This window comes from Gottschalkia acidurici 9a (assembly GCF_000299355.1).
Classification (GTDB): Bacteria; Bacillota; Clostridia; order Tissierellales; family Gottschalkiaceae; genus Gottschalkia; species Gottschalkia acidurici.
Genome location: NC_018664.1, coordinates 2,064,816 through 2,087,437, shown reverse-complemented (window position 1 = coordinate 2,087,437; position 22,622 = coordinate 2,064,816). Strand labels below are relative to the sequence as shown.

The 22,622-nt window shown below is 29.1% G+C and carries 25 protein-coding genes and 1 pseudogene; 23 read left to right on the top strand and 3 right to left on the bottom strand.

Annotated elements, in window-relative coordinates:
• Window positions 1–11: 11 nt before the first annotated feature.
• From minE to CURI_RS09890, 17 genes and pseudogenes are all read left to right on the top strand, one after another.
• Window positions 12–296 (top strand): cell division topological specificity factor MinE, encoded by a 285-nt coding sequence (minE, locus tag CURI_RS09970; RefSeq protein WP_014968130.1) that lies wholly within the window; start codon window positions 12–14, stop codon window positions 294–296.
• Window positions 297–395: 99 nt separating this feature from the next.
• Window positions 396–1,013 carry a M23 family metallopeptidase gene (locus tag CURI_RS09965; RefSeq protein ID WP_041701765.1) on the top strand — a complete coding sequence of 206 codons (618 nt, stop codon included), beginning with the start codon at window positions 396–398 and terminating at the stop codon, window positions 1,011–1,013.
• A 139-nt stretch (window positions 1,014–1,152) separates the two neighbouring features.
• Window positions 1,153–2,994: a TIGR03960 family B12-binding radical SAM protein gene (locus CURI_RS09960; RefSeq protein WP_014968128.1), complete on the top strand. Its 1,842-nt coding sequence runs from the start codon at window positions 1,153–1,155 to the stop codon at window positions 2,992–2,994.
• On the top strand, window positions 2,994–3,695 hold the full coding sequence (locus CURI_RS09955; RefSeq protein ID WP_014968127.1) for a TIGR03936 family radical SAM-associated protein: 702 nt from the start codon (window positions 2,994–2,996) through the stop codon (window positions 3,693–3,695). Before CURI_RS09960 ends, CURI_RS09955 begins: the two co-directional genes overlap by 1 nt.
• Before the next feature lie 18 nt (window positions 3,696–3,713).
• Entirely contained in the window at window positions 3,714–5,219 is a 1,506-nt protein-coding gene (locus CURI_RS09950) for an Rne/Rng family ribonuclease (protein WP_014968126.1), read from the top strand.
• Window positions 5,220–5,347: 128 nt separating this feature from the next.
• Window positions 5,348–5,658 (top strand): annotated as a pseudogene (gene rplU / locus CURI_RS09945) (50S ribosomal protein L21).
• 13 nt (window positions 5,659–5,671) lie between these two features.
• Window positions 5,672–6,019: a ribosomal-processing cysteine protease Prp gene (locus CURI_RS09940; protein WP_014968124.1), complete on the top strand. Its 348-nt coding sequence runs from the start codon at window positions 5,672–5,674 to the stop codon at window positions 6,017–6,019.
• A gap of 3 nt (window positions 6,020–6,022) precedes the next feature.
• A complete protein-coding gene (gene rpmA / locus CURI_RS09935) occupies window positions 6,023–6,313 on the top strand; it encodes a 50S ribosomal protein L27 (RefSeq protein WP_041701764.1) in 291 nt (96 codons plus the stop codon).
• A gap of 31 nt (window positions 6,314–6,344) precedes the next feature.
• Window positions 6,345–7,019: a Spo0B domain-containing protein gene (locus CURI_RS09930; protein WP_041701763.1), complete on the top strand. Its 675-nt coding sequence runs from the start codon at window positions 6,345–6,347 to the stop codon at window positions 7,017–7,019.
• Window positions 7,020–7,098: 79 nt separating this feature from the next.
• Window positions 7,099–8,379: a GTPase ObgE gene (obgE, locus tag CURI_RS09925; RefSeq protein WP_041701762.1), complete on the top strand. Its 1,281-nt coding sequence runs from the start codon at window positions 7,099–7,101 to the stop codon at window positions 8,377–8,379.
• A gap of 27 nt (window positions 8,380–8,406) precedes the next feature.
• Complete coding sequence (gene yhbY / locus CURI_RS09920; RefSeq protein ID WP_014968120.1) at window positions 8,407–8,703, top strand: ribosome assembly RNA-binding protein YhbY; 297 nt, start codon at window positions 8,407–8,409, stop codon at window positions 8,701–8,703.
• A 129-nt stretch (window positions 8,704–8,832) separates the two neighbouring features.
• Complete coding sequence (locus CURI_RS09915; protein WP_014968119.1) at window positions 8,833–9,024, top strand: hypothetical protein; 192 nt, start codon at window positions 8,833–8,835, stop codon at window positions 9,022–9,024.
• A 124-nt stretch (window positions 9,025–9,148) separates the two neighbouring features.
• Window positions 9,149–9,766 (top strand): nicotinate-nucleotide adenylyltransferase, encoded by a 618-nt coding sequence (nadD, locus tag CURI_RS09910; RefSeq protein WP_014968118.1) that lies wholly within the window; start codon window positions 9,149–9,151, stop codon window positions 9,764–9,766.
• Between the two features lie 12 nt (window positions 9,767–9,778).
• Window positions 9,779–10,342: a bis(5'-nucleosyl)-tetraphosphatase (symmetrical) YqeK gene (gene yqeK / locus CURI_RS09905; protein WP_014968117.1), complete on the top strand. Its 564-nt coding sequence runs from the start codon at window positions 9,779–9,781 to the stop codon at window positions 10,340–10,342.
• A 21-nt stretch (window positions 10,343–10,363) separates the two neighbouring features.
• Window positions 10,364–11,314 (top strand): LCP family protein, encoded by a 951-nt coding sequence (locus CURI_RS09900; protein WP_014968116.1) that lies wholly within the window; start codon window positions 10,364–10,366, stop codon window positions 11,312–11,314.
• A gap of 17 nt (window positions 11,315–11,331) precedes the next feature.
• A complete protein-coding gene (gene rsfS / locus CURI_RS09895; RefSeq protein WP_014968115.1) occupies window positions 11,332–11,679 on the top strand; it encodes a ribosome silencing factor in 348 nt (115 codons plus the stop codon).
• 24 nt (window positions 11,680–11,703) lie between these two features.
• The gene (locus tag CURI_RS09890) at window positions 11,704–12,084 is read left to right on the top strand and encodes a RidA family protein (RefSeq protein ID WP_014968114.1); all 381 of its coding nucleotides are present in this window, start codon (window positions 11,704–11,706) and stop codon (window positions 12,082–12,084) included.
• 58 nt (window positions 12,085–12,142) lie between these two features.
• Here the strand turns inward: CURI_RS09890 and CURI_RS09885 are convergent, their stop codons facing one another.
• Complete coding sequence (locus CURI_RS09885; protein ID WP_014968113.1) at window positions 12,143–13,468, bottom strand: D-alanyl-D-alanine carboxypeptidase family protein; 1,326 nt, start codon at window positions 13,466–13,468, stop codon at window positions 12,143–12,145.
• A gap of 112 nt (window positions 13,469–13,580) precedes the next feature.
• On the opposite strand from CURI_RS09885, the gene CURI_RS09880 reads away from it, so the two are divergent.
• The 6 genes from CURI_RS09880 (at window position 13,581) to CURI_RS09855 (ending at window position 20,430) form a co-directional block, all read left to right on the top strand.
• A complete protein-coding gene (locus CURI_RS09880; protein WP_014968112.1) occupies window positions 13,581–14,246 on the top strand; it encodes a helix-hairpin-helix domain-containing protein in 666 nt (221 codons plus the stop codon).
• Window positions 14,247–14,264: 18 nt separating this feature from the next.
• Window positions 14,265–15,308, top strand: a complete 1,044-nt coding sequence (gene selD / locus CURI_RS09875; protein ID WP_081580437.1) for a selenide, water dikinase SelD — start codon at window positions 14,265–14,267, stop codon at window positions 15,306–15,308.
• 50 nt (window positions 15,309–15,358) lie between these two features.
• The gene (gene selA, locus CURI_RS09870) at window positions 15,359–16,762 is read left to right on the top strand and encodes an L-seryl-tRNA(Sec) selenium transferase (protein ID WP_014968110.1); all 1,404 of its coding nucleotides are present in this window, start codon (window positions 15,359–15,361) and stop codon (window positions 16,760–16,762) included.
• A gap of 21 nt (window positions 16,763–16,783) precedes the next feature.
• A complete protein-coding gene (gene selB, locus CURI_RS09865) occupies window positions 16,784–18,694 on the top strand; it encodes a selenocysteine-specific translation elongation factor (RefSeq protein WP_041702088.1) in 1,911 nt (636 codons plus the stop codon).
• Between the two features lie 486 nt (window positions 18,695–19,180).
• On the top strand, window positions 19,181–19,546 hold the full coding sequence (locus CURI_RS15070; protein WP_014968108.1) for an N-acetylmuramoyl-L-alanine amidase family protein: 366 nt from the start codon (window positions 19,181–19,183) through the stop codon (window positions 19,544–19,546).
• 506 nt (window positions 19,547–20,052) lie between these two features.
• Window positions 20,053–20,430, top strand: coding sequence for a hypothetical protein (locus tag CURI_RS09855; protein WP_014968107.1), 378 nt, complete (start codon window positions 20,053–20,055; stop codon window positions 20,428–20,430).
• A gap of 543 nt (window positions 20,431–20,973) precedes the next feature.
• On the opposite strand, the gene CURI_RS15065 is transcribed toward CURI_RS09855, so the two are convergent.
• Window positions 20,974–21,618 carry a hypothetical protein gene (locus CURI_RS15065; RefSeq protein ID WP_014968106.1) on the bottom strand — a complete coding sequence of 215 codons (645 nt, stop codon included), beginning with the start codon at window positions 21,616–21,618 and terminating at the stop codon, window positions 20,974–20,976.
• A gap of 294 nt (window positions 21,619–21,912) precedes the next feature.
• Window positions 21,913–22,353, bottom strand: coding sequence for a hypothetical protein (locus tag CURI_RS09840; RefSeq protein ID WP_014968105.1), 441 nt, complete (start codon window positions 22,351–22,353; stop codon window positions 21,913–21,915).
• Window positions 22,354–22,622 lie beyond the last annotated feature (269 nt).

Genomic DNA, 22,622 nt, shown 5'->3' with positions numbered 1-22,622 from the left:
GGGGGATTAACTTGGATTTTCTAAAAATATTCGGAAGAAGTGAAAAGAAAAGTAAGAATGTAGCAAAAGAAAGACTAAAATTAGTGTTGATTCATGATAGGGCAAATCTTTCTCCTAATTTCTTAGAAATGATAAAAGGGGATATTATTAGGGTTATTTCTGACTACATGGTTATAGATGAAGAAGGACTAGATATAAAATTAACAAGAACAAGAAATGACAATGATAATACACCTATATCAGCCCTAGTGGCGAACATTCCTATATTAAAGATGAAAGAAAACTCTATAGACTAAAAGTATGACCCTGTCGATTATGATAGGGTCATTTTAGTAATAAAGACTCCTACTTTTAAATATCATTGTAATAGTGAGAATGAAGTGGGGGAAAAAAACTTGAATATAAATAAGCGATATAGAAATAATCTTTCAAAGAATATTTACAAAAAGCAGTTGATAAAGCTATTTATAAGTATATTAATAATATTATTAGTACTTCTTATAAACAATATAAACACCGCATATACTAAAAAAAGCATAGTTATGATAAAGAAAACACTAAACTATGAATTGGATATGAATGACAAGAGGATTAAAGATATTAAGAAAGCAGTAACTGCATTTAGTATAAATGTATCAGACGAAAAATATTCAACACCTATACAGGGGACTTTATATAAGAAATATAGTGAAGATGAAAATGGTATTGATATAATAGCTTATGAAGAGTTTGTTAAATCCATTGGAAATGGAGAAGTTATTGAAGTTAATAAAAAAAGTGATGGAATAGAAATAAAGGTTTTACATGGCGATATAAAAGCAATATATTCTAAACTAGAAAAAGTTAATGTCAAAAAAGGAGAGAAAATAATAAAGGGTCACATACTGGGGAGCATGGGGGATGTATCTAGAAAAAATAAACAGCTTCACTTTGAAATGTGGAAAGACAATAAGTCTTTAAATCCTTTAGAATATTTAGAAAGCAATAGTAAAACACCATTATCTTATAAATAAAGTAAAAAATTTAGGCTACTAAAATATAAATAGTAGCTTTTCTTTGATTTAAAAGTAATAAAAATAGAAAAACTATCAAACCATAATAAAAAGTGATAAAATGATATGAGACAAAAAACAAGAAGAGGATGATTTATGAATGATAGATATGAGTACACTAGAAAAGATCCTTCCGAAAGTAGAGAAGCCATCTAGATATATAGGAGATGAACTTGGTAGTATAAAAAAAGAAGTAAAAGAAGGATTAATTAGATTTGGATTTGGATTTCCGGATGTATACGAAGTAGGTATGTCTCACTTAGGTATGCATATATTATATAATCTTTTAAATAGTGAAGAAGATATTTATTGTGAAAGAATATTTGCTCCGTGGATAGATATGGAAGAGGAAATGAGAAAAAACAATATACCTCTTTATGGACTAGAAAGTAAAGATGCTATAAGTGAATTTGACTTTGTAGGGTTTACACTGCAATACGAAATGAGTTATACAAATATAATAAATATGCTAGATCTAGGAGGAATTCCAATACTATCTAAAGATAGAGAAGAAGAAGATCCTATAGTAGTAGCAGGAGGACCTTGTGCATATAATCCAGAACCATTAGTGGATATAATAGACTTTTTCATTATAGGAGAAGGTGAAGAAGTAAATATAGAGTTTATAAGACTATATAAACAATATAAAGAAAATAAAAAAGTAGAGCTGAATTTTTTAGAGGCTGTAAGTGAAATAGATGGAATATATGTTCCTAGTCTTTACGAGGTAGATTACAACGAAGATGGAACTATAAAAGACTTTTATCCTAAAAATGACAAAAGTCCTAAGAAAATTAAAAAAAGAATAGTTAGTAGTTTAGAAGAATCTTATTTCCCAGAAAAACTAGTAGTACCATATATAGAAACCGTACATGATAGAGTAATGTTAGAAATATTTAGAGGATGTACTAGAGGATGTAGATTTTGTCAGGCAGGTATGATTTATAGACCTGTTAGAGAAAGAAGTATAGAGACATTAATGAACTTAGCTAAAAAGCTTATAAAGGCTACAGGATATGAAGAAATATCTTTATCATCTTTAAGTACTAGTGACTATTCTCAGCTAGAAGAATTAGTAACTAAACTTATGATAGAATTTAAAGATCAAAAAATAGGACTATCACTTCCTTCATTAAGAATAGATAATTTCTCCCTAGAAGTAATAGAGGAAATACAAAAAGTAAGAAAAACAGGACTTACATTTGCACCAGAGGCAGGAACTCAAAGACTTAGAGATGTTATTAATAAAGGTATAACTGAAGACAATATAATTAACTCAGTAAAAGATGCTTTTAGTAGAGGATGGTCAGGTGTAAAACTTTACTTTATGATAGGCCTTCCAACAGAAACTTACGAAGATATAGATGGAATAAAGGATTTAGCATATAAGGTTAAAGATGAATTCTTTAAAATACCTAGGGAAGAGAGAAAAGGAAACTTGAGAGTAACAGTTAGTACTTCATGCTTTGTACCAAAACCATTTACTCCTTTCCAATGGCATCCACAAGACACTTTAGAGGAGTTTGATGCAAAAATTAAGCACTTAAGAAGTCAAATTAGAGATGGAAAAATAAATTATAACTATCATGACTCTAAATTAAGTTACTTAGAGGCTATAATAGCTAGAGGAGATAGAAGAATTTCAAAAGCACTAGTAAAAGCTTGGGAAAAAGGATGTAAATTTGACGGTTGGTCTGATTTCTTTGATTTTGATAAATGGATGGAAACTTTTGAGGAACTAGAAATAAATCCTGATTTTTATGCAACTAGAGAAAGAAGTTATGAAGAAATATTACCGTGGGATTTTTTAGATATAGGTGTGTCTAAAGAATATCTTATATCTGAAAATGAAAAATCAAAGGAAGAAGAATTAACTAAAGATTGTAGAAAAGGATGTACAGCATGTGGTATAAATAAAAGTTTTACAGGTGGTGTATGCTAATGATTAATATAAGAGCAAAATTTACAAAACAGAAGAATTCAAAGTATATATCTCACTTAGATTTAATGAGGTTATTTCAAAGGGCATTTAGAAGGGCTGGTATTTTAGTAAAGCATACAGAGGGATTTAATCCTCAACCTAAATTAGCTTTTGCTACAGCCCTATCTCTTGGGGTTTCTAGTGAAGGTGAATATATGGATGTTGAACTAGAAAATTCAATAGAAGTCGATGAATTTATAAATAGAACAAATAGTGTATTACCAGAAGGCGTAAAAATAGTAAAGGCAGCATATAAAGAAGAAAAAGAGTCTATAATGTCTCTAATAAGATGGGGATCATATATAGTTGAGATAGAATTAATTAATGATATAGATAATACTAAGTTAGAGTCTGAAATACAGAGATTTTTAAGCTTAGAAGAAATTCCTGTAATGAAAGAAAGAAAGAGAAAGAAGAAAATAGAGATAAGACAAGAGAATATAAAAGACAAAATAAAAGATATAAAGGTACTTTTACATGAAGATAAAAGAGTAGTTTTAAAAACTACTCTAATGACAGGAAGTAACGGAAATTTAAAACCAGAGTTGCTTTTAGAGGCAATAGATAAATATAGTGAGATAAAGATAAACAGTAGTGAAACTAAAATTCATAGACTTGAGCTTTTTATAGAACAAGATGGCAATGTAATAACTCCAATATAGAAAAATAGGTGAGATTATATGAATCAAATAATAATAGATGTAAGTATGAATGAGAGTAAGGTAGCCATACTTGAAGACGATGAAATGGTAGAACTATATATAGAACATGATGATAGCAAAAAGGTTACTGGAAATATATATAAGGGAAGAGTAGTAAATGTATTGCCGGGAATGCAAGCTGCCTTTATAGATATAGGACTTGAGAAGAATGCTTTTTTGTATGTAAAGGATGCACTTCCTAAAGAGATGTTTTCTAATAAGAAAATAAATCTAAAAGATATAGATATAAAAAGTATTATAAAGTCAGGTCAAGAGTTAATAGTACAAGTTGTAAAAGAACCTTATGGGACTAAAGGTGCTAGGGTAACTACACATATAAGTATACCAGGAAGACATGTTGTTCTTATGGCAGATACAAACTATATAGGCATATCTAGAAAAATTACAGCGGAAAAAGATAGAGATAGACTAAGAAAGTTAGCTGAAAAGTATAAGCCAAAAGACATGGGTGTAATATTAAGGACAGCAAGTGGAAATATTGATGAAGAAGAATTTAAGCATGATATTGATTATTTATTAAAGATTTTCAATAATATTGACAAAGAAAAAAAACTTGGAGTAGCTCCGAGAATAATATATAAGGACTTAGATATTATTCAGAGAACTGTAAGAGATTTGTTTACTAAAAATATAGATAAACTTATTATAAATAATAAACAAAGCTATGATAGTATAATAAAACTAGCAGACATGGTATCACCAGAATTAAAGTCTAGGATAGAATGTTTAGATGACATACATGATATATTTGGATATTTTAAAATAGATGGAATGATTAGTAAAGCCCTAGACAAAAAAGTATGGTTAAAAAGTGGAGGATATATAATAATAGATGAAACAGAAGCCTTGACATCTATTGATGTAAACACTGGTAAATATGTTGGAAGTATTAATTTAGAGGATACAGTACTACAGACTAATATTGAGGCAGCAAAAGAAATAGCTAAGCAGCTAATGTTAAGAAATATAGGTGGAATAATAATAATAGATTTTATAGATATGTCAAATGCTCAATATGAAAAAAGAGTACTAGATGAGCTGGAACAAGCTTTGAAAAAAGATAGAACTAAGTCAACGGTATTTGGAATGACACAACTTGGACTAGTAGAAATGACTAGAAAAAAAACAAGATCAAGATTAACGGAAAAACTACTAAGGAGTTGTCCATATTGCGATGGTACGGGAAAAGTCGAGTCAGAGGATTTCGTTCTATCTAAAATAGAAAAAGAAGTAAAAAGAACAAAATATCATACTACTGCTGAAGCTATTATATTTAAGGTGAATCCATCTATACAGAAATATATAGAAAACGAAGTAAAAGATTATATAGATAGTATAAAAAATGAATACAATATAGAAATACATTTTATTATAGATACAACCATACATTACAATGATGTAAAAGTATTTAGAATAGGAAAAAAGGAATATATAGAAAATACTTTAAAAGAAGAAAAACTTTAATCAATCTAGTTGACAAACTGATGTTGTTCTGATAAAATTTAGTCTTGTAAAGTAGCCGCACAATGGAGGTTTTAAACTGAAAAGTACCTTTACATTGGCGAGACTGGATAGAGGAGGTGCATCGTAGAATGTACGCAGTAATAGAAACAGGTGGAAAACAATACAGAGTTCAAGAAGGAGATACAATCTTCATTGAAAAGGTTGATGCAAACCAAGGAGATAGTATAAACTTTGATAAAGTACTTTTAGTTTCAGGAGAAGGAGACTTAAAAGTAGGTAAGCCTTATGTTGATGGAGTTACAGTTAGCGGAAGTGTATTAGAGCAAGGAAAAGGAAAAAAAATAATAGTGTTCAAATACAAAGCTAAGAAAAACTACAGAAAAAACAAGGACATCGTCAACCATATACAAGAGTTAAAATTGAAAAGATTAATGGTTAATAACTGATTAATTATGACTAATATAAAAATATTCACAGATCAGGATGGAAGCATAGTTCAATATGAAATATCAGGACATGCAGATTTTGATGAATACGGAAAAGATATTCTCTGTGCAGCAATATCTGTACTTAGTCAAACTACTCTTATAGCTTTAAATAAGGTATGTGGTATAAAAGAAAAAGATATAGCTTTTTCTGTAGATGATGAAAGTGGATACTTAAAAGTATCTATACCTAAGAACTTAGAAAAAAACATAAAAGATAAGGCTAATGTCGTACTAGAGACTATGATTGTAGGAATAGAAGACTTAGCTTATCAGTATCCCAAATATATAAGTATAAAGAAAGAGGAGGTGTAAAAAATGATGAGAATTAATTTACAACTTTTCGCATCGAAAAAAGGAGTAGGTAGCTCTAGAAACGGTCGTGATAGCCAGGCAAAAAGACTAGGTGTTAAGAGAGCTGACGGACAATTTGTTCTAGCAGGAAACATATTAGTTAGACAAAGAGGAACAAAAATTCACCCAGGAGTAAACGTTGGAAGAGGTGGAGATGATACTCTATTCGCAACAGTTAGCGGAATAGTTAAGTTTGAAAGAAAAGGTAAAGATAAAAAACAAGTTAGTATATATCCACAAGAAGAATTAGCTTAATTTAAAGACCTACCAATGTTGGTAGGTTTTTTTGCTTATAAAAAAGTTAATAAATTTAAGAAAGTTACTTATATTAAATCTCTTACAAGGATGTGAAAAATACTTGAAGAACTTAGAACTTTTAAATATAAAAGATTTAAAAAACTTATCTAGAAATCAAAGACATGATTATATGAATATTTTTCAAATAATATATGGATATCTTCAGCTAAATAGAAAAGAAGATGCGATAGATCAAATAAAGAAAGTTACGAGTATGACGCAAAATATAAGTAAATTATATAGTATATCTATTTTTAGCATGGTCCTACTGTTGGAAAGAAAAATAATGCAAGCAAATAATCTAGGAATAAACTTAAATATAGAAGTAGAGACTGAATCAAATAGTGAATTTAGAGCAATTGATAATGAAGAAGAACTGTTAGAAAAAACAAGAGAGATAATTGACTGCTTATTATATCAACATAGTGAAGATCAAGAGCTTACTATTAATATGAAAATAATAGAAAATATAGACAGTATAGAAATTACTATTTTAACAAATTCACAGTATTATAATTTAGACGAAGTAAAGTATATAGAAAACTTATATGACGAAGCTAAAGTACATAATAATAAAATTATAATAACTTTGAAATATGAAGGAGTAAAAAATATACAAATTAAAGAAAGTATTTATTCCAAAATATATTCTAATACTATATAGTAGACATAAAATAAATTTATTGACACAATAAAGATAATTGATATAATGAAAATACTAAACTTTAGTAAGGATGATAAATATGTTTATAGATATAGCAAATATTTATGTAAAAGGCGGAAATGGTGGTAATGGAGCCGTAGCCTTTAGAAGGGAAAAATACGAGCCAGCGGGTGGACCAGCAGGTGGAGATGGTGGTAACGGTGGTAGTGTTATAATTGAAGTAGATAGTGGACTTAGAACACTAATGGATTTTAGATATAAAAAGCACTATAAAGCTCAAGTTGGAGAAGATGGAAAGTCTAAAAATCAATACGGTAAAAATGGAGAAAATATGACATTAAAAGTTCCACCAGGAACTATAGTTAGAGATACTGAAACTGGAGTAGTTTTAGCTGACTTAACAGAAGACAAAAAGTCTGTAGTAATAGCAAGAGGCGGTAAAGGTGGAAAAGGAAACTCCAAGTTTACGACATCTACACGTCAAGCACCTAGATTTGCAGAGGGTGGTAGTAAAGGGGAGGAAAGATCAATTACCCTAGAACTAAAGCTTATAGCGGATGTTGGACTTATAGGGTTTCCTAATGTAGGAAAATCTACACTTTTGTCCATCGTAACGGATGCTAAACCTAAAATTGCAAATTATCACTTTACAACATTAACTCCTAATTTAGGAATGGTACAAGTAGATGATGGTAAAAGTTTTGCTATAGCAGATATTCCAGGACTTATAGAAGGTGCACATACTGGTGTTGGACTAGGTCATGAGTTTTTAAGACATATAGAAAGAACTAGAGTATTGGTTCATTTGATAGATGTATCTGGCCAAGAGGGAAGAGATCCTATAGAGGACTTCTATAAGATAAATGAAGAACTAGAGAAATATAGTTCAAAGCTTGCTAAAAAACCTCAAATAGTAGTTGGAAATAAAATGGACATACCAGAGTCTGAAGAAGGATATGAAAAACTAAAAGAAGAAGTTGAAAAACAAGGATATAGCATTTATCCTATATCAGCAGCCACAAGAAAAGGAATAAGAGAGCTTGAATATGCAATATTAAATAAACTAGAAGAAATAGGTGAAGCAGAGCCTATAGAAGAAGTAATTGATGAAAGTAAACTATATGAGTTTAAGAAGAATGATAGTGAAGTTATAGTTAAAAAAGAAAATGAGATTTATATCGTAGAAGGTTATCCTATAGAAAAACTAATAAACTCTACTAACTTTGATGATCATGAGTCAGTTAGACATTTCCAAGAAATCATAAGAAAAAGAGGAATAGTAGAGGAATTAAGAAAATTAGGTATACAAGAAGAAGACATTGTAAATATATGTGGATATGAATTTGAGTTTTTTGAATAAGATTTTTAATGAAGGGGAGTAGTTTTTTTGATAACAAGTAAACAAAGAAGTTATTTAAAGTCATTAGCTCATAATATAGAGCCATTATTTCAATTAGGAAAATACGGAGTTTCAGAAAATTTTCTGAAACAAGTAGATGAAGCTTTAGAAGCTAGAGAATTAATAAAAATTAAAATTTTAAATAATAGTGAACTAGAGGCAAAAGAAGTAGCTAATGAGATATCAGAACAGTTAAGAGCTGAATTTGTTCAAAGCATAGGAAATAGATTTGTTATATATAGAGAATCAAAGGAAAAGAAAAAGATAGAGTTACCAAGAAAGTAGAAAGCTATAGAATAAATTTAGGTAAAAGGATAAAAATATAAATAACAAAAGATAAGGGATTAGAAATCTAGTCTCTTTTTTTATACTTCATAACTAGAGTAATATTAGTAAGATAGGGAGCTGTATAATATGAGCATCAATAAAGTTAAGGAAATAAAAGATCTATATGAAAATAGATTCAAGTGCATAAAGTATGAGTTTGCAGATAGTGGAGATTTTACAGTATATTTAAAAAATTTTGAAGAAGAAAAAACTAATACTGTAGTAATTAAAGATGAAAAAGAAATATCCGATATTAAAAACTTTATAGACAACTATTAAAAATAAGATCAAGAGCTAAAATATCAGACTCTTGATTTTTTTATTTGAGTTCTGCGAAAAATGATATATAATGAAATAACATATAGTTAAAAGAACAGTGTAAACGCTATCAGGAGGAAGTAAAATGGAAAAAAAGAAAAAAAGATATGGTATTATGGGGGGAACTTTTGACCCAATCCATACAGGACATCTAGTAGTAGCAGAGGAAGTAAGACAAGAGTTTAATTTAGATAAGGTTATTTTTATGCCAACGGGAGATCCTCCACATAAAAGCAGTAAAGAAGTTGCATTAGGACAATATAGGTATGAAATGACACTTTTAGCTACAGTAACTAATCCATTTTTTGAAGTATCTAGGCTAGAACTAGATAGAAAAGGTACGACATATACTATAGATACTATGATTACTTTAAAAGAAAAATATAAAGATGATGTTGAATTTTATTTTATAACTGGAGCAGACTCTCTCTTAGAGTTACATACTTGGAAAGACTCTGATAAAATTTTAGAGTTATGCAAAATAGTTGCAGCAACTAGACCTGGATATGATCTAGGAGATATGGAAGAAAGACTAAAAGAGTTAAATGAAGATAATAAGGAAAGTATAAACACTATAACTACACCAGGACTTCAAATATCATCTACAGATATAAGACATAGAGTTAAAAATGGTATGACAATAAAATACCTCCTACCTGAATCAGTTGAAGTATACATAGAAAAGTATAAACTATATAAATAATAGGTGATAATTATGATAGAAAAAATAAAGGAAGACTTGTTAAATTCAATAGGGACAAAAAGATATGAGCACTCATTAAGAGTAATGGATGAGGCCAATAAGCTTGCAGAAATGTATGGTGTAGATCAAGCTAAAGCTAGTATAGCAGGACTTTTACATGACTGCGGTAGACTTAAAGAAAAATCATATTTATTGAAAAAAGCTCAGGATTTTGGTATAATTTTAGAAGATGTTTATGCAAAAAGTGATAATCTTCTACACGCTTACTTAGGAGCTGAAATAGCTAAACAAGAATATAATATAGATGACATAGATATTTTAAATTCTATAAGATATCATACTACAGGTAGAGAAAATATGAGTAAATTAGAAAAGATTATATATATGGCAGATTATATAGAACCGGGTAGAGATTTTGACGGAATAGATAAAATAAGAGAATTATGTTATAAAGATTTAGACAAATCTCTTATAAGATCGATTGACAATACTATAGTTTATATAATAAAAAGGGGATTAATTATTCACGAGGATACTATAAAAGCAAGGAATTTTTTGTTGTTTAGCCTTGAATAATAGAAGAATGGGTGAGATTATATGGTAAAGTTTTTTAAAACTTTTTTTGTTTCTCTTATGATATTTTCAGTAATTGCTGGAGGAGGAATATTCTTTACTATTCAAAATAAAGAATATGATCAAGAAATTTATACTAATATAGTGGAAGAAAATGAAAAGAAAGAAGACAACAAAAAAGAAGATATTACGTTTTTATTAATGGGAGTAGATGCTAAAGACGCTAAAAAATCTGAAGGACAAAGAACAGATACTATGATAATTTGCAGATATGATAGCACAACAGGGAAAGCTTCTATGCTATCTATACCGAGAGATACTAAAGCAAAAATAAAAGGAAAAAGATTTGAAGAGAAAATAAATCACGCACATGCTTACGGTGGACCAGAACTAGCACTGAAAACAGTAAATGAGTTATTAGATACAGATATTAATTACTACGTTATGGTAAATTATAATGTAGTTAGGGATTTTGTTGATACAATGGGAGGCGTAGAAATAGACGTTCCTATGGATATGAGATATAGTGATCCTGTTGCAGATCCTCCTCTTAGTATAAATCTTAAAAAAGGTAAACAAACACTAGATGGTGATAAAGCATTACAATTTTTAAGATTTAGAAAAGGATATGCAGATCAAGATTTGGGAAGGATAAATGCACAACAAGAATTCATAAAAAGTGCAAGTAAAGAACTATTAAATCCAAAAAATATTTTTAAACTACCAAAAGTTGTAGATACTTTTGTAAATAATGTTGATACAAATATTCCAACTAAAGTCATGCTACAATATGCACTAGATGTTAAGAATCTTGATACTGAAAAGATGGAGTCTAATACTCTTCCGGGAGAAGCTAAGATGGTAGATGATTTATGGTACTTCATTGCAGATAAAGAAGAGTCAAGTAAGATTATTAAAGATATGTTTTCAAATCATGAAGTAGTAAATAAAAGTAATGATAATAAGATAAAATAGGAGATGATAAGTTGTTAATGGATGAAAGAATATCTATTATAGTAAAGGCTGGAGACGATAAAAAAGCTTTTGACATAAAAGCATTGGACATTTCTGGATTAAGTACTATATCAGATTACTTTATAATACTGAGTGGAAACTCTCAGAGACAAGCATTATCTATAGCCGATGAAATAGAAGATAAAATGCATGAACATGGACATCAACTGCTAAATAAAGAAGGACATCAAAGTGGAAATTGGATATTATTAGACTATGGAGATATATTAGTTCATGTATTCTATAAAGATGATAGAGAGTTCTATGACTTAGAAAGACTTTGGAAGGATGCAAAATCAATAGATGTTGAAAATATATTAAATTAGATAAAATTTAGGGAGGTACTTCATATGGCAAATAAAGTAATATCAACAGAAAAAGCACCACAAGCAATAGGACCATACTCACAAGGAATGGTTGCAGGTAACATGATTTATACATCAGGACAATTAGGACTAGATCCATCTACGGGAGAAATAGTTAAAACAAGCATTCAAGATGAGGCTAGACAATCATTACAAAATGTAAAAGCTGTACTAGAAGAAGCAGGAGCAAGTTTAAGTGATGTAGTAAAAACCACAGTATTTGTAAAAGATTTGAATCAATTTGCTTTAATAAATGAAGTTTATTCAGAATTCTTCTCTGAAAACAAACCTGCTAGATCTTGTGTAGAAGTAGCAAGACTACCTAAAGACGGAAATATAGAAATAGAAGCTATAGCTATATTATAGTAAGTTATCATCATTAAAGGGCAGACTCAATAACTAGAGTCTGCCCTTTTGTTTTATTTTAAAGAACTTTAGTATCTATTATAGTTATATGATTTTTTCTAAACTTTCTTCTTTTAAGTTTTTTCATTCTTCTAGACACTCTAAGAATTCCTACATACAATCTTAAGAATATAAAAGAACATATTAACCAAAACCACCACTTAGAAAAAAGAAAGTCTAAAGACTTCTGTACTACGCTAACACTGCTATGAATATCAGTTTTAGAAATAACATCCATACTTCCTATAACCTTATTATCAGCCTTAAAAGTAACTTTACCAACAACTTGTCCTTTAGAAATAGGAGGCTTTATATCTTTAATAGGAATAAATTCTTTTTCTATATTAAGATTTTTTCCAATAGGTACAGTAGCATAGAGGTCATCAGCAAAAACACTAGTTATAAAAGGAGAACTTCCACTTTTAATGCTTATATTATCTACAAATTCATTTTTACTAGCTATCTTAGTAGGTTTATAGCTTGTAAAGCCATAGTTAAATAGCTTATGCGTATCTACATAGACATTAGACCCTATAGAATGCAGAACCACACTTATATATTTTTGATTGTCTCTATTCACAGAAGATACTAAGCATTGCTGTGCTACTTGTGTATATCCAGTTTTAACTCCATTTATACCATCATACTTTATAGGAACTGAGACACCATCTACATCAATTTTATTTTGACTATATAAAAGTTTATTTGAAGAATTCATAATTCTAGGATCACTTTTTTTATTAGTAGGCTCTATAGTATAGGTATAATTACTAACAATTTTACGAAAAGTTTCATTTTCCATAGCGTACTTACCAATCATGGCTAAATCATATGCTGTAGTGGTATGATTTTCATTTGGAAGACCGTTGGGATTTAAAAAGTTACTATTTTTAGCGCCTATTTTAGCAGCTTTTTCATTCATAAGCTTTGAAAAATTTTCTACAGAACCAGATATATGCCTCGCTATAGCCACTGCAGCATCATTAGCAGACTCTATCAATAATGCATAAAGAAGATCTTTCATAGAAAGTACTTCACCAGGTTCTAGGGCTATATGACTTCCATCTATACCGTTTATAGTTTCATTGTCTATTATTACTTTCTCAGATAAACTACTGTTTTCTATTGCAATAATAGCTGTCAGAATTTTAGTTGTACTAGCAGGAAACATTTTTTTATAAGGATCTTTACTGTAGAGAATTTCTCCTGTGTCTGCGTTTATAAGTATAGCAGATTCAGCGGAAAGCTCTAGGGAATCATTGACATTAGTTTCATTAACTGCGTATGAGAAAGTATTACAGGCAGTGATTATTAGTACCAGCAAGAGTGGTAAAACTTTTTTCAATATAGCACCTCCAAAAAATTATTAATAATAGTATTATATCAGAAGATATAGTAAATTTTAATCTAAAGTTAATTTTAAATATAATTAAAAAATTTAGAGGAAGGGGATAAAAATGATTAACTTTACAAAAAAACAACAAATAGCTATACTTATAATTGTTGTATTAATATTTATTGTAGGGTATAAAATAATTGATAAGGATCAACAACAAGGAATATTAGTAGAAGATGAAGAGTTATTCTTTGACAATGAAATAGAGAACAATATAGATGATGATTCCAAAGTATCGAATAATAAAGATGAGGGACAAGCTGAAATAGTAATACATATTACAGGAGAGATAAATGAACCTGGAATAGTTACTTTAAAAGAAGACGATAGAATAATAGATGCAATAAAAGAAGCTGGGGGACTCACATCATCGGCAGACGAAAGTAAAATAAATTTAGCAAAAAAATTACTTGATGAAGATAAAGTATATATACCTAAAATAGGGGAAGATATAGAAAGTGACTCTATGTCTGATGATATAAATATAATATCAAATGAAAATAAGTCAGAAGGAAGCAGTAATGTTACTGGTAGTGGAAAAATCAACATAAATATTGCTTCAAAAGAAGAATTAAAGATGTTACCAGGAATAGGCGAAGCTACAGCACAAAAAATTATAGATTATAGAGAAGCAAGTAAATTTAATTCAATAGAAGATATAATGAAAGTTTCTGGAATCGGCGAAAAAAAGTTTCAGGCAATAAAAGAAATGATTATAGCTAGATAGAAGTTGGAGGTGAATATGATGAGTGAGAAATATAAGAGATTAACAGAACTATCTAAGAGCTCTGGTTGAGCAGCAAAAATAGGTCCAGATACCTTGGCACAAGTTTTGTGTCATTTACCAAAAGTACATGAAGATGAGAATTTATTAGTAGGAATAGAAACATCTGATGATGCAGCTGTATATAAAATAAATGAAGATACAGCTTTAATACAAACTGTCGATTTCTTTACACCAGTGGTTGATGATCCTTATACATTTGGACAAATAGCAGCTACTAACTCATTAAGTGATGTTTATGCAATGGGTGGAGAACCTAAACTCGCAATGAACATAATATGCTTTCCAAACTGTTTGCCACCAGAAATAATGGCGGAAATATTAAAAGGTGGATATGACAAAGTAACAGAAGCAGGAGCAATAATAATAGGTGGACACACAGTAGAAGATGATGAACCTAAATATGGACTATGTGCAAGTGGATTTATACATCCTAAGGATGTACTAACTAATAGTAATGCTAAAGTTGGAGATGTTCTTGTACTAACGAAACCTATAGGTATAGGAATAGTAAATACAGTTATAAAAGCACAAATGGCAGATGAAGAAATGTATAATGAGGCTGTAAAAGTAATGACTACTTTAAATAAGTTTGCGAAAGATGCCATGGTAAAGTCTCAAGCTAATAGCTGTACAGATATTACTGGTTTTGGATTACTAGGTCATAGTTTAGAAATGGCAGAAGGAAGCAATGTAACTATAAAATTATTTTCAGATAAAATACCTGTAATAAATGGAGCAGAAGAATTTGCTAAGATGGGATTAGTTCCTGCAGGAGCCTATGCAAACAAAAATTTCATCGGGAATAAGGTTACTTTTAGTGATAATGTGAAAGAAGAAATGAAAGATATGTTATATGACCCTCAGACTTCAGGAGGACTTCTTATATCTATAAAAAAAGATAATTTAAATACACTGTTGAAGAATCTAGAGGGAAATGCTACTGAATATTCAGTTGTAGGAGAGGTATTAGAAAAGCAAGAACACTTTATAATAGTAGAGTAAACTTTTATAGTTTTTAGCTTTTTACTACAAAAGATAAGGATGATTTAATAATGAATGAAAATATATATAGTAGAATTCCGAAAGTAGATCAAATACTTGAAAACGATACAGTACAGAAATTAATTATTGATAGTTCAAGAGAATTAGTATTAGAGGTAATAAGAGAAGAACTTCAGAATATAAGATTAAAAATATCTGAAGAAAAACTTAGCATTCAGTCGTTAGACTTAGAGATTCAGAAATTGATAGACAATATTGTATTTCAAGTAAACGAAAGAAGTAAACTTCATTTAAAAAGAGTTATAAATGGAACTGGAGTAGTAATACACACAAATTTAGGAAGATCACTAATTAGCAAAAGCATAATGAATAATATTTATGAAATAGCAACAAATTATTCTAATCTTGAGTTAGATTTGGAAACTGGAAGTAGAGGAGACCGATACAGTCATATAGAGGAAATTATAAGAAGAGTAACAGGAGCTGAAGCTGCATTAGTTGTAAATAATAATGCAGCAGCTGTAATTCTTGTTTTAAAAGCTATGGGAAAAGATAGTGAAGTAGTAATTTCAAGAGGAGAGCTAGTAGAAATAGGTGGATCATTTAGAATCCCTGAAGTAATGGAGCAAAGTGGAGCTAAGTTAGTATCAGTAGGAGCAACTAATAGAACTCATATTCATGATTATGAAAATGCTATAACTGAAGAAACAGCAGCACTCTTAAAAGTACATACTAGCAACTATAAAATAGTTGGATTCACATCTAGTCCAAGCCTAGATGACCTAGTGGAATTAGGAAGTAAACATGATATACCTGTAATAGAAGACTTAGGTAGTGGAGTACTTTGTGATTTAAGTAAATATGGACTAGAGTATGAGCCAACAGTACAAAATTCTATAAAAGCGGGAGTAGATGTAGTTACTTTCAGTGGTGATAAGCTATTAGGTGGACCTCAAGCTGGAATTATAGTGGGAAAAAAGAAGTATATAGATAAAATGAAGAAACATCCTCTTAACAGAGCCTTAAGAGTAGATAAAATTACTATAGCAGCTTTAGAATCAACTTTAAGACTATATCTAAATGAATCGTCATTAAAAGAAATACCAACTATAAGATTGCTTACTATGCATATCAGTGAAATAGAAAGTAAGGCAAATCTTTTATTAAATAAATTAAAAACAATTTTAGTTGATAAATTACAAATTGAAGTTGTTGATGAATATTCACAGGTGGGCGGTGGATCTATGCCACTAGAAATGATAACTACAAAATGTTTGACCTTGTCTTCAAACATATTAAGTATTTCAAAGTTAGAGCAAGGATTAAGAAAATTTGATATACCAATAATAACAAGACTATATAAGGATAAAATATTTATAGATTTAAGAACTATAAGTGAAGATGAGATAGATATTGTGGTAGAAGGAATCAAATATGCTGTAGATAATCTTTAGAATATGGAGTGGATGGATAATATGAAGAATGTTATCATAGGGACTGCTGGTCATATAGATCACGGAAAAACTACCCTTATAAGAGCGTTAACAGGAAGACAAACAGATAGATTAAAAGAAGAAAAAGAGCGAGGTATATCAATAGAACTTGGATTTACTTATTTTGACCTACCAAGTGGAAAAAGGGCAGGAATTATAGATGTTCCAGGGCATGAAAAATTTATTCGAAACATGTTAGCAGGTGCTACAGGTATAGATGTAGTTATGCTAGTAGTAGCTGCAGATGAAGGGGTAATGCCTCAAACTAAAGAACACTTGCACATATTAAATTTACTAGGAATAAAAAAAGGACTAGTAGTTATTACTAAAGCATCGCTAGTGGATGATGACTGGCTAAAGTTAATAAAAGAAGACATAAAGGAAAATATAAAAGATACCTTTTTAGAAGATAGTGAAATTATTCTTGTTGACTCTATAAAAAAACAAGGAATAGATAAATTAGTTGATACTTTAGACAAGCTAACTGAATCAATAGACGAAAAAAATGAACTAGAAACTGCGAGGTTGCCAGTTGATAGAGTATTTACAATATCGGGATTCGGAACTGTAGTTACAGGGACACTGATAGCAGGAAAATTAACTACAGGAGATGAAATAAGAGCTTTTCCAGGAGATGTTATAGGAAGAATAAGAAATATACAGGTTCATGGAAAGGATAGTGAAAATGCATTTGGAGGGCAGAGAGTAGCTATAAATATATCTGGTATTAAAAAATCAGATATAAAAAGAGGAGACATCATTTCAAAGCCTAACTCTATGGAACCAACTATGATGATAGACGTAAAGTTAAGACTTTTAAAAGACTCTAAAAGAATCATAGAAAACAGAACTAGACTGAGACTTTACATAGGTTCAAGTGAGATATTATGTAGAGTCATTCTATTAGATAAGGAGAAGATTACACCAGGTGAAGAATGCTATGCTCAGCTAAGATTAGAGGAATCTACTGTAGCAAAACCAAAGGATAAATTTATAATAAGATTTTACTCACCAATGACAACTATAGGTGGTGGTGAAGTTATAGACGCAAATCCTCCTAAGAGAAAAAGGTTTAGTGAAGAGACTATAGATGAACTAAAGTTAAAAGAGAAGGGAGATACTAAAGAAGTAGTAGAAAAGATAATTTTAGATAAGAGCAAAAAAGCTCCAAGTATAAAAGATATATCTCTTTTAACAGTTATGTCAGAAGAAAAGGTTAGAGAAGAAGTTGAAAAGCTTTCACAGGAAGGACGAATATATGCTTTTGAGCTGCTAAAAGATATTCATACTATGCATGTAAGTTATTTTAATGAGGTATCTTCAAAAATAGAAAAAGATTTAGGTGAATTTCATAAAAATAACACTTTAAAACCAGGAATGTTAAAAGAAGAAATTAGAAGCAAATACTTTAAAGATATAAAACCAAAACTTGGAGACGTAATAATAAATAAAATGAGTGAGGTTGGTAATGTAAAAATTATAAATGAAAACATTGCCTTAAAAGACTTTGAAGTAAAATTAACAGATGTACAAAAAAGCATAGAAAAAGATATAGAAAAAATATATATAGATGGAAAGCTTGATGTACCAAAAAAAGATGAGATAATAAGTAAACTTAATTATAATAAAAAAGATTTAGATGATGTATATAAGTTAATGTTGGACAGTGGAATACTAATAAAGATGAAAGAAGATACCATACTTCATAAAGATACTATAAATGAATGCAAGGATACTTTAATTGAATATTTAAAAGAAAAAGGTAGTGTAAAAGCTGGAGAATTCAGAGATTTATTAAAGACAAATAGAAAACTATCAATAATTATACTTGAATACTTTGATGAAAATAAAATTACAAAGCGCTTAGATGACAAAAGAGTAATGTTTAAGTAAAATATAAAAGAGTCAGAAAGAGACCAGAAGTTTTATAGAAGATGATAACAAACTAAATGATCTTATAGATGCTGAATTTATGAGTACTAATATACTCTCTAGTCTTTAAATTTTGATAAGAAACTTTTAATTAGTTTTATAAAGATATAAATTAATTCAGAATTAAAAAATATGATTGTTAGCCAGTTGAGTCTAAGGGATTTTTCAACTGGTTTTATTTATTTTTGTACAAATGAACTAGCATTAAGAAGATTAAATGATGACGAAGGTGATTATTGAAGTCGTGAAGATTTACAATATTTTATAAAATTCTAGCAAATAGATATAAGTCATAGGGTTTTATATTAGATTCTATTTAGAATAATCATGGGTGAACCGTACCATAAGTAAATCAGGTTTTTTGAGTGAGAAGTACTGGATCATATCATAATTAAATTTATGGAGAGTGTATATAATTTTACACTCTCTTTTTGTTTAGAAAGAAGTTTGTTATATGTTCTCATAGACAGTTATCCAGGTAGTACAACAGAAGCTAAGTTATCAAAAAATATACAAGATAGCATAATTGCAAGTAAAGTATATACAGCAAATAGAGGAACTAAAACAGCAAACTTTTCAGTATTAAGATTAACAAAAATGCCAGCAGCTTTAGTAGAGTTAGTATTCATTAGCAACACTCAGGATGCTGATATACTAAGAAATAGACAAAATGAATTAGCGTTAGCAGTGACTAAGGGTATTTTAAGCAACTTTTGTATATCGTATAATGGTGGTTCTTCAGGTACACTATACAAAGTTCAAGTAGGTGCATTTAGTGTAAGAGTAAATGCAGATAGTTTAGTAATGAACTAAAAACTAAAGGATATCGAGCTATAGTAGTATTTTCTTAGAATATATGTCTAATGGGATAGATTGCAGATTAAATTCTGTGTTCTATTCCATCTTTTTAGTTTTGAAGGATAATACAGAATGATAAATGGAATGCTGGAGTAGAAAAAGAATTAAGAAATACTAGAAGAATAGCACAGGTTTAAACTTTAAGCTACAGTGAGTTTTAAAATAGTTTTTGATATAAAAAAATATATAGTTAGTTTTTAAAACATTTTAAAACTGAAAATGGAAGGTTTAAATACAAGAGTAGGTTATAGATTGATTTCTATAGTCTACCCTGTTTTTTATATAAACATTTACTCTATAATCTTAAATTGTTATATTTGTATAGATTATGTGCAACCATTGGAAAATATATGGTATAATAAACCCAATTAATACATGTTTCAGTAGTATCATCTTGATATATATGCAACATAAATTAAATAGAAAGTGAGATTATTATCCAGGCAGGAGGTTGAGAAGAGATGAATAAAGCTTTGGATATAATTATTTGTTTATTAATTAATAGCTTCTCATTTATATTATGGGGACTTTCGATGATAATTTCAAGTGATATACCAGTTAAAATATCTACTAATGAAGCTAGAATAATGTCTCTTTTAATAATTATATTTTTTATATGTTATAGTATATATTTAAAAACTACAAAGTATATATCATTAAATATGTCACTGTTATTAATGCCTTTGGCTTTATGGTTTGTATCTATGCAACAAGCATTAACTTATCATTATCATAAATACAGTACAGCAATTGACACTTTAGGATTCTCTATAACTTTTATTATTTTTACGCAACTTGTTTATAGAGAGTTTAAAAATAAAAAAGATGTTAGATTATAGCTAATTCTATGATCTAACATCTTTTTTTATATACAGTTACTTTAAACGTGATAGTATCAATATCTATAATAACTTTATAAAACAGGTCGTTAGGAATGACCTGTTTTATAAGTAAGAATATTCAGTGTAAATCAAACATCTATATATCTCATAAATTTACTCTTCTTTTTTAAAAAAAAGTGCAATTGTAAGATAAATAGTTAGTGTGGCACTAAAAGCATTATATGCAACACCAATTATCCATGGGGCATTTGCAATATCTAATACCATCAGTATAATAATGTTAAATAATGATACTAAAATTAAAATAAAAATTTAAATAAAGTACTTAACTTATAAGCATATTTGCTTTTAAATAAATCTATCTTTCTAAGAAAAACGTATATAAATATAGTAGTTAAAATGTAAAATAGAAAATATGAGAATATACCTTCTTTAAAAAATGGATCGTACATATTAAAGCCTACCTTTCCTATATATGTTAATGTGAATAAAAGCAAGAATTCTCCCATCTTTTAAATGTGGGAGAATTCTTATTTTTATTTATAGAATAATATCGATATATCCATTATTCGGATAACTATCTTTACTATCAAAGAACTTTGCAATCCTATCTCCAGGATTAAGATAATCTAAGATAAAATCAATAGCTAGTGGAATAGATCCTGCAAGAGCAGAAAGTCCCCAAGCCTTTAACTTTGATGCTAAAGTTCTTGTGAAAATTTTTCTAGCTTCTTTTAAACCTACTTTTTTAACTAATGCTGCTACAGTACCTACACCAGCAGCTGCAAGAGCTACGTCAATGGCTACATTGAAAGCCGATGCTGCAATGTCATTTTTAACTTTTACATCTGGAATCCAAGTACCAGCTCTTGCGGTAATTGCACCAGGATTTTCATTAACTAGTTGTTGAAATGAATCCTCTGTTTCTAGTACAAATATTAATTCTTCTCTAAAAGATTTAGAATCGAAGTCTTGTCCATGTTTTTCCTCCATTAATTCAACTTGCTTGTCAATAGATTCATAATAAGCCTTTTTTTCATTTTTACTCATTTGTTGAGGATCAAAAACCTCGCCAGTAATACTCTCAATATCTAGTTCTAAAGTTTCTGTAGATGTAGCAAAAGACGGTACTGACATAGAAATTAGTAAAACAAATACAAGTGTTAAGTTAATAATTCTTTTCATATAAGTAAATCTCCTTTCGAAACAATTTATTTTTATTCAATTTTAGTTTATCATAAGTGTAGTGAATTTTTTGTCTAAATTGGTATCAAGTTCCTGAGAAGTTTACTGTTTGTATAAAATTCCAAGAAGGTGAGCATACAAGCTAAATCTAAGTGCATTTAACTATTAAATATGTCCTTTGTAGGGTTTTTTATTTCCCAATAACTGTATATTGCTGATGATTAATATTATAAATGTTAGGTTTAATATCTTAATGATTATTTATTAAAAATTTAATCTTATCTTTTCTAGTAATTATTCAACTACATTCACTGTGAATTTATATGAAATTGTTCCTTTATCATACCATCTAGTCGTTAATATATACTCATGCTTACCTTTATTTTTCGGAGTGTTAAAAGAATCATCACTAGTAGTCACATTAGCTTCACCTTCATCTAAAATAATTGAAAGATTATACTCATGAGGAGTATCAGCAAACTTAATATTAAACTTTTCATTAGGAGCTACATTCTGAATATCTTCATCAGATATCAATATCTTCTTCTCACCTATCTTAGAATTAAGGCTATAGTAATTAATAAAAGTTTTTATTTCATTCGAATCATTGGACACTTGTATATTAGGCAATGTCTTTACAAAATTCTCATCATATTGAAATTTTTTATAATAAAAAAGAAGTAAAACTATAGGTATTAAAATAAAAATAAAAATGACATACTTCCTTTTCTTCATAAATATTCTCTTTTTATTTTTTATTAAACAATACCCGCCATTGATGTATTTATTTGTAGATACAAAAAGAAATCAGTTAAAAGAATATTAATAAGGTTAGTTGAAAAGTCAGAGTTAGATTATAAAAGTAGACAAGACAAGATAAAGGGATAGTATGTTATTAAAGAGTTTTATAGAAAAGCTCCTATATTGAAAATATTTTTATCTGAAAAAGAACTAGACTATTTAATAGAGAAATGTGTATCAGAGTTAAAGGAAACATTAGAAGT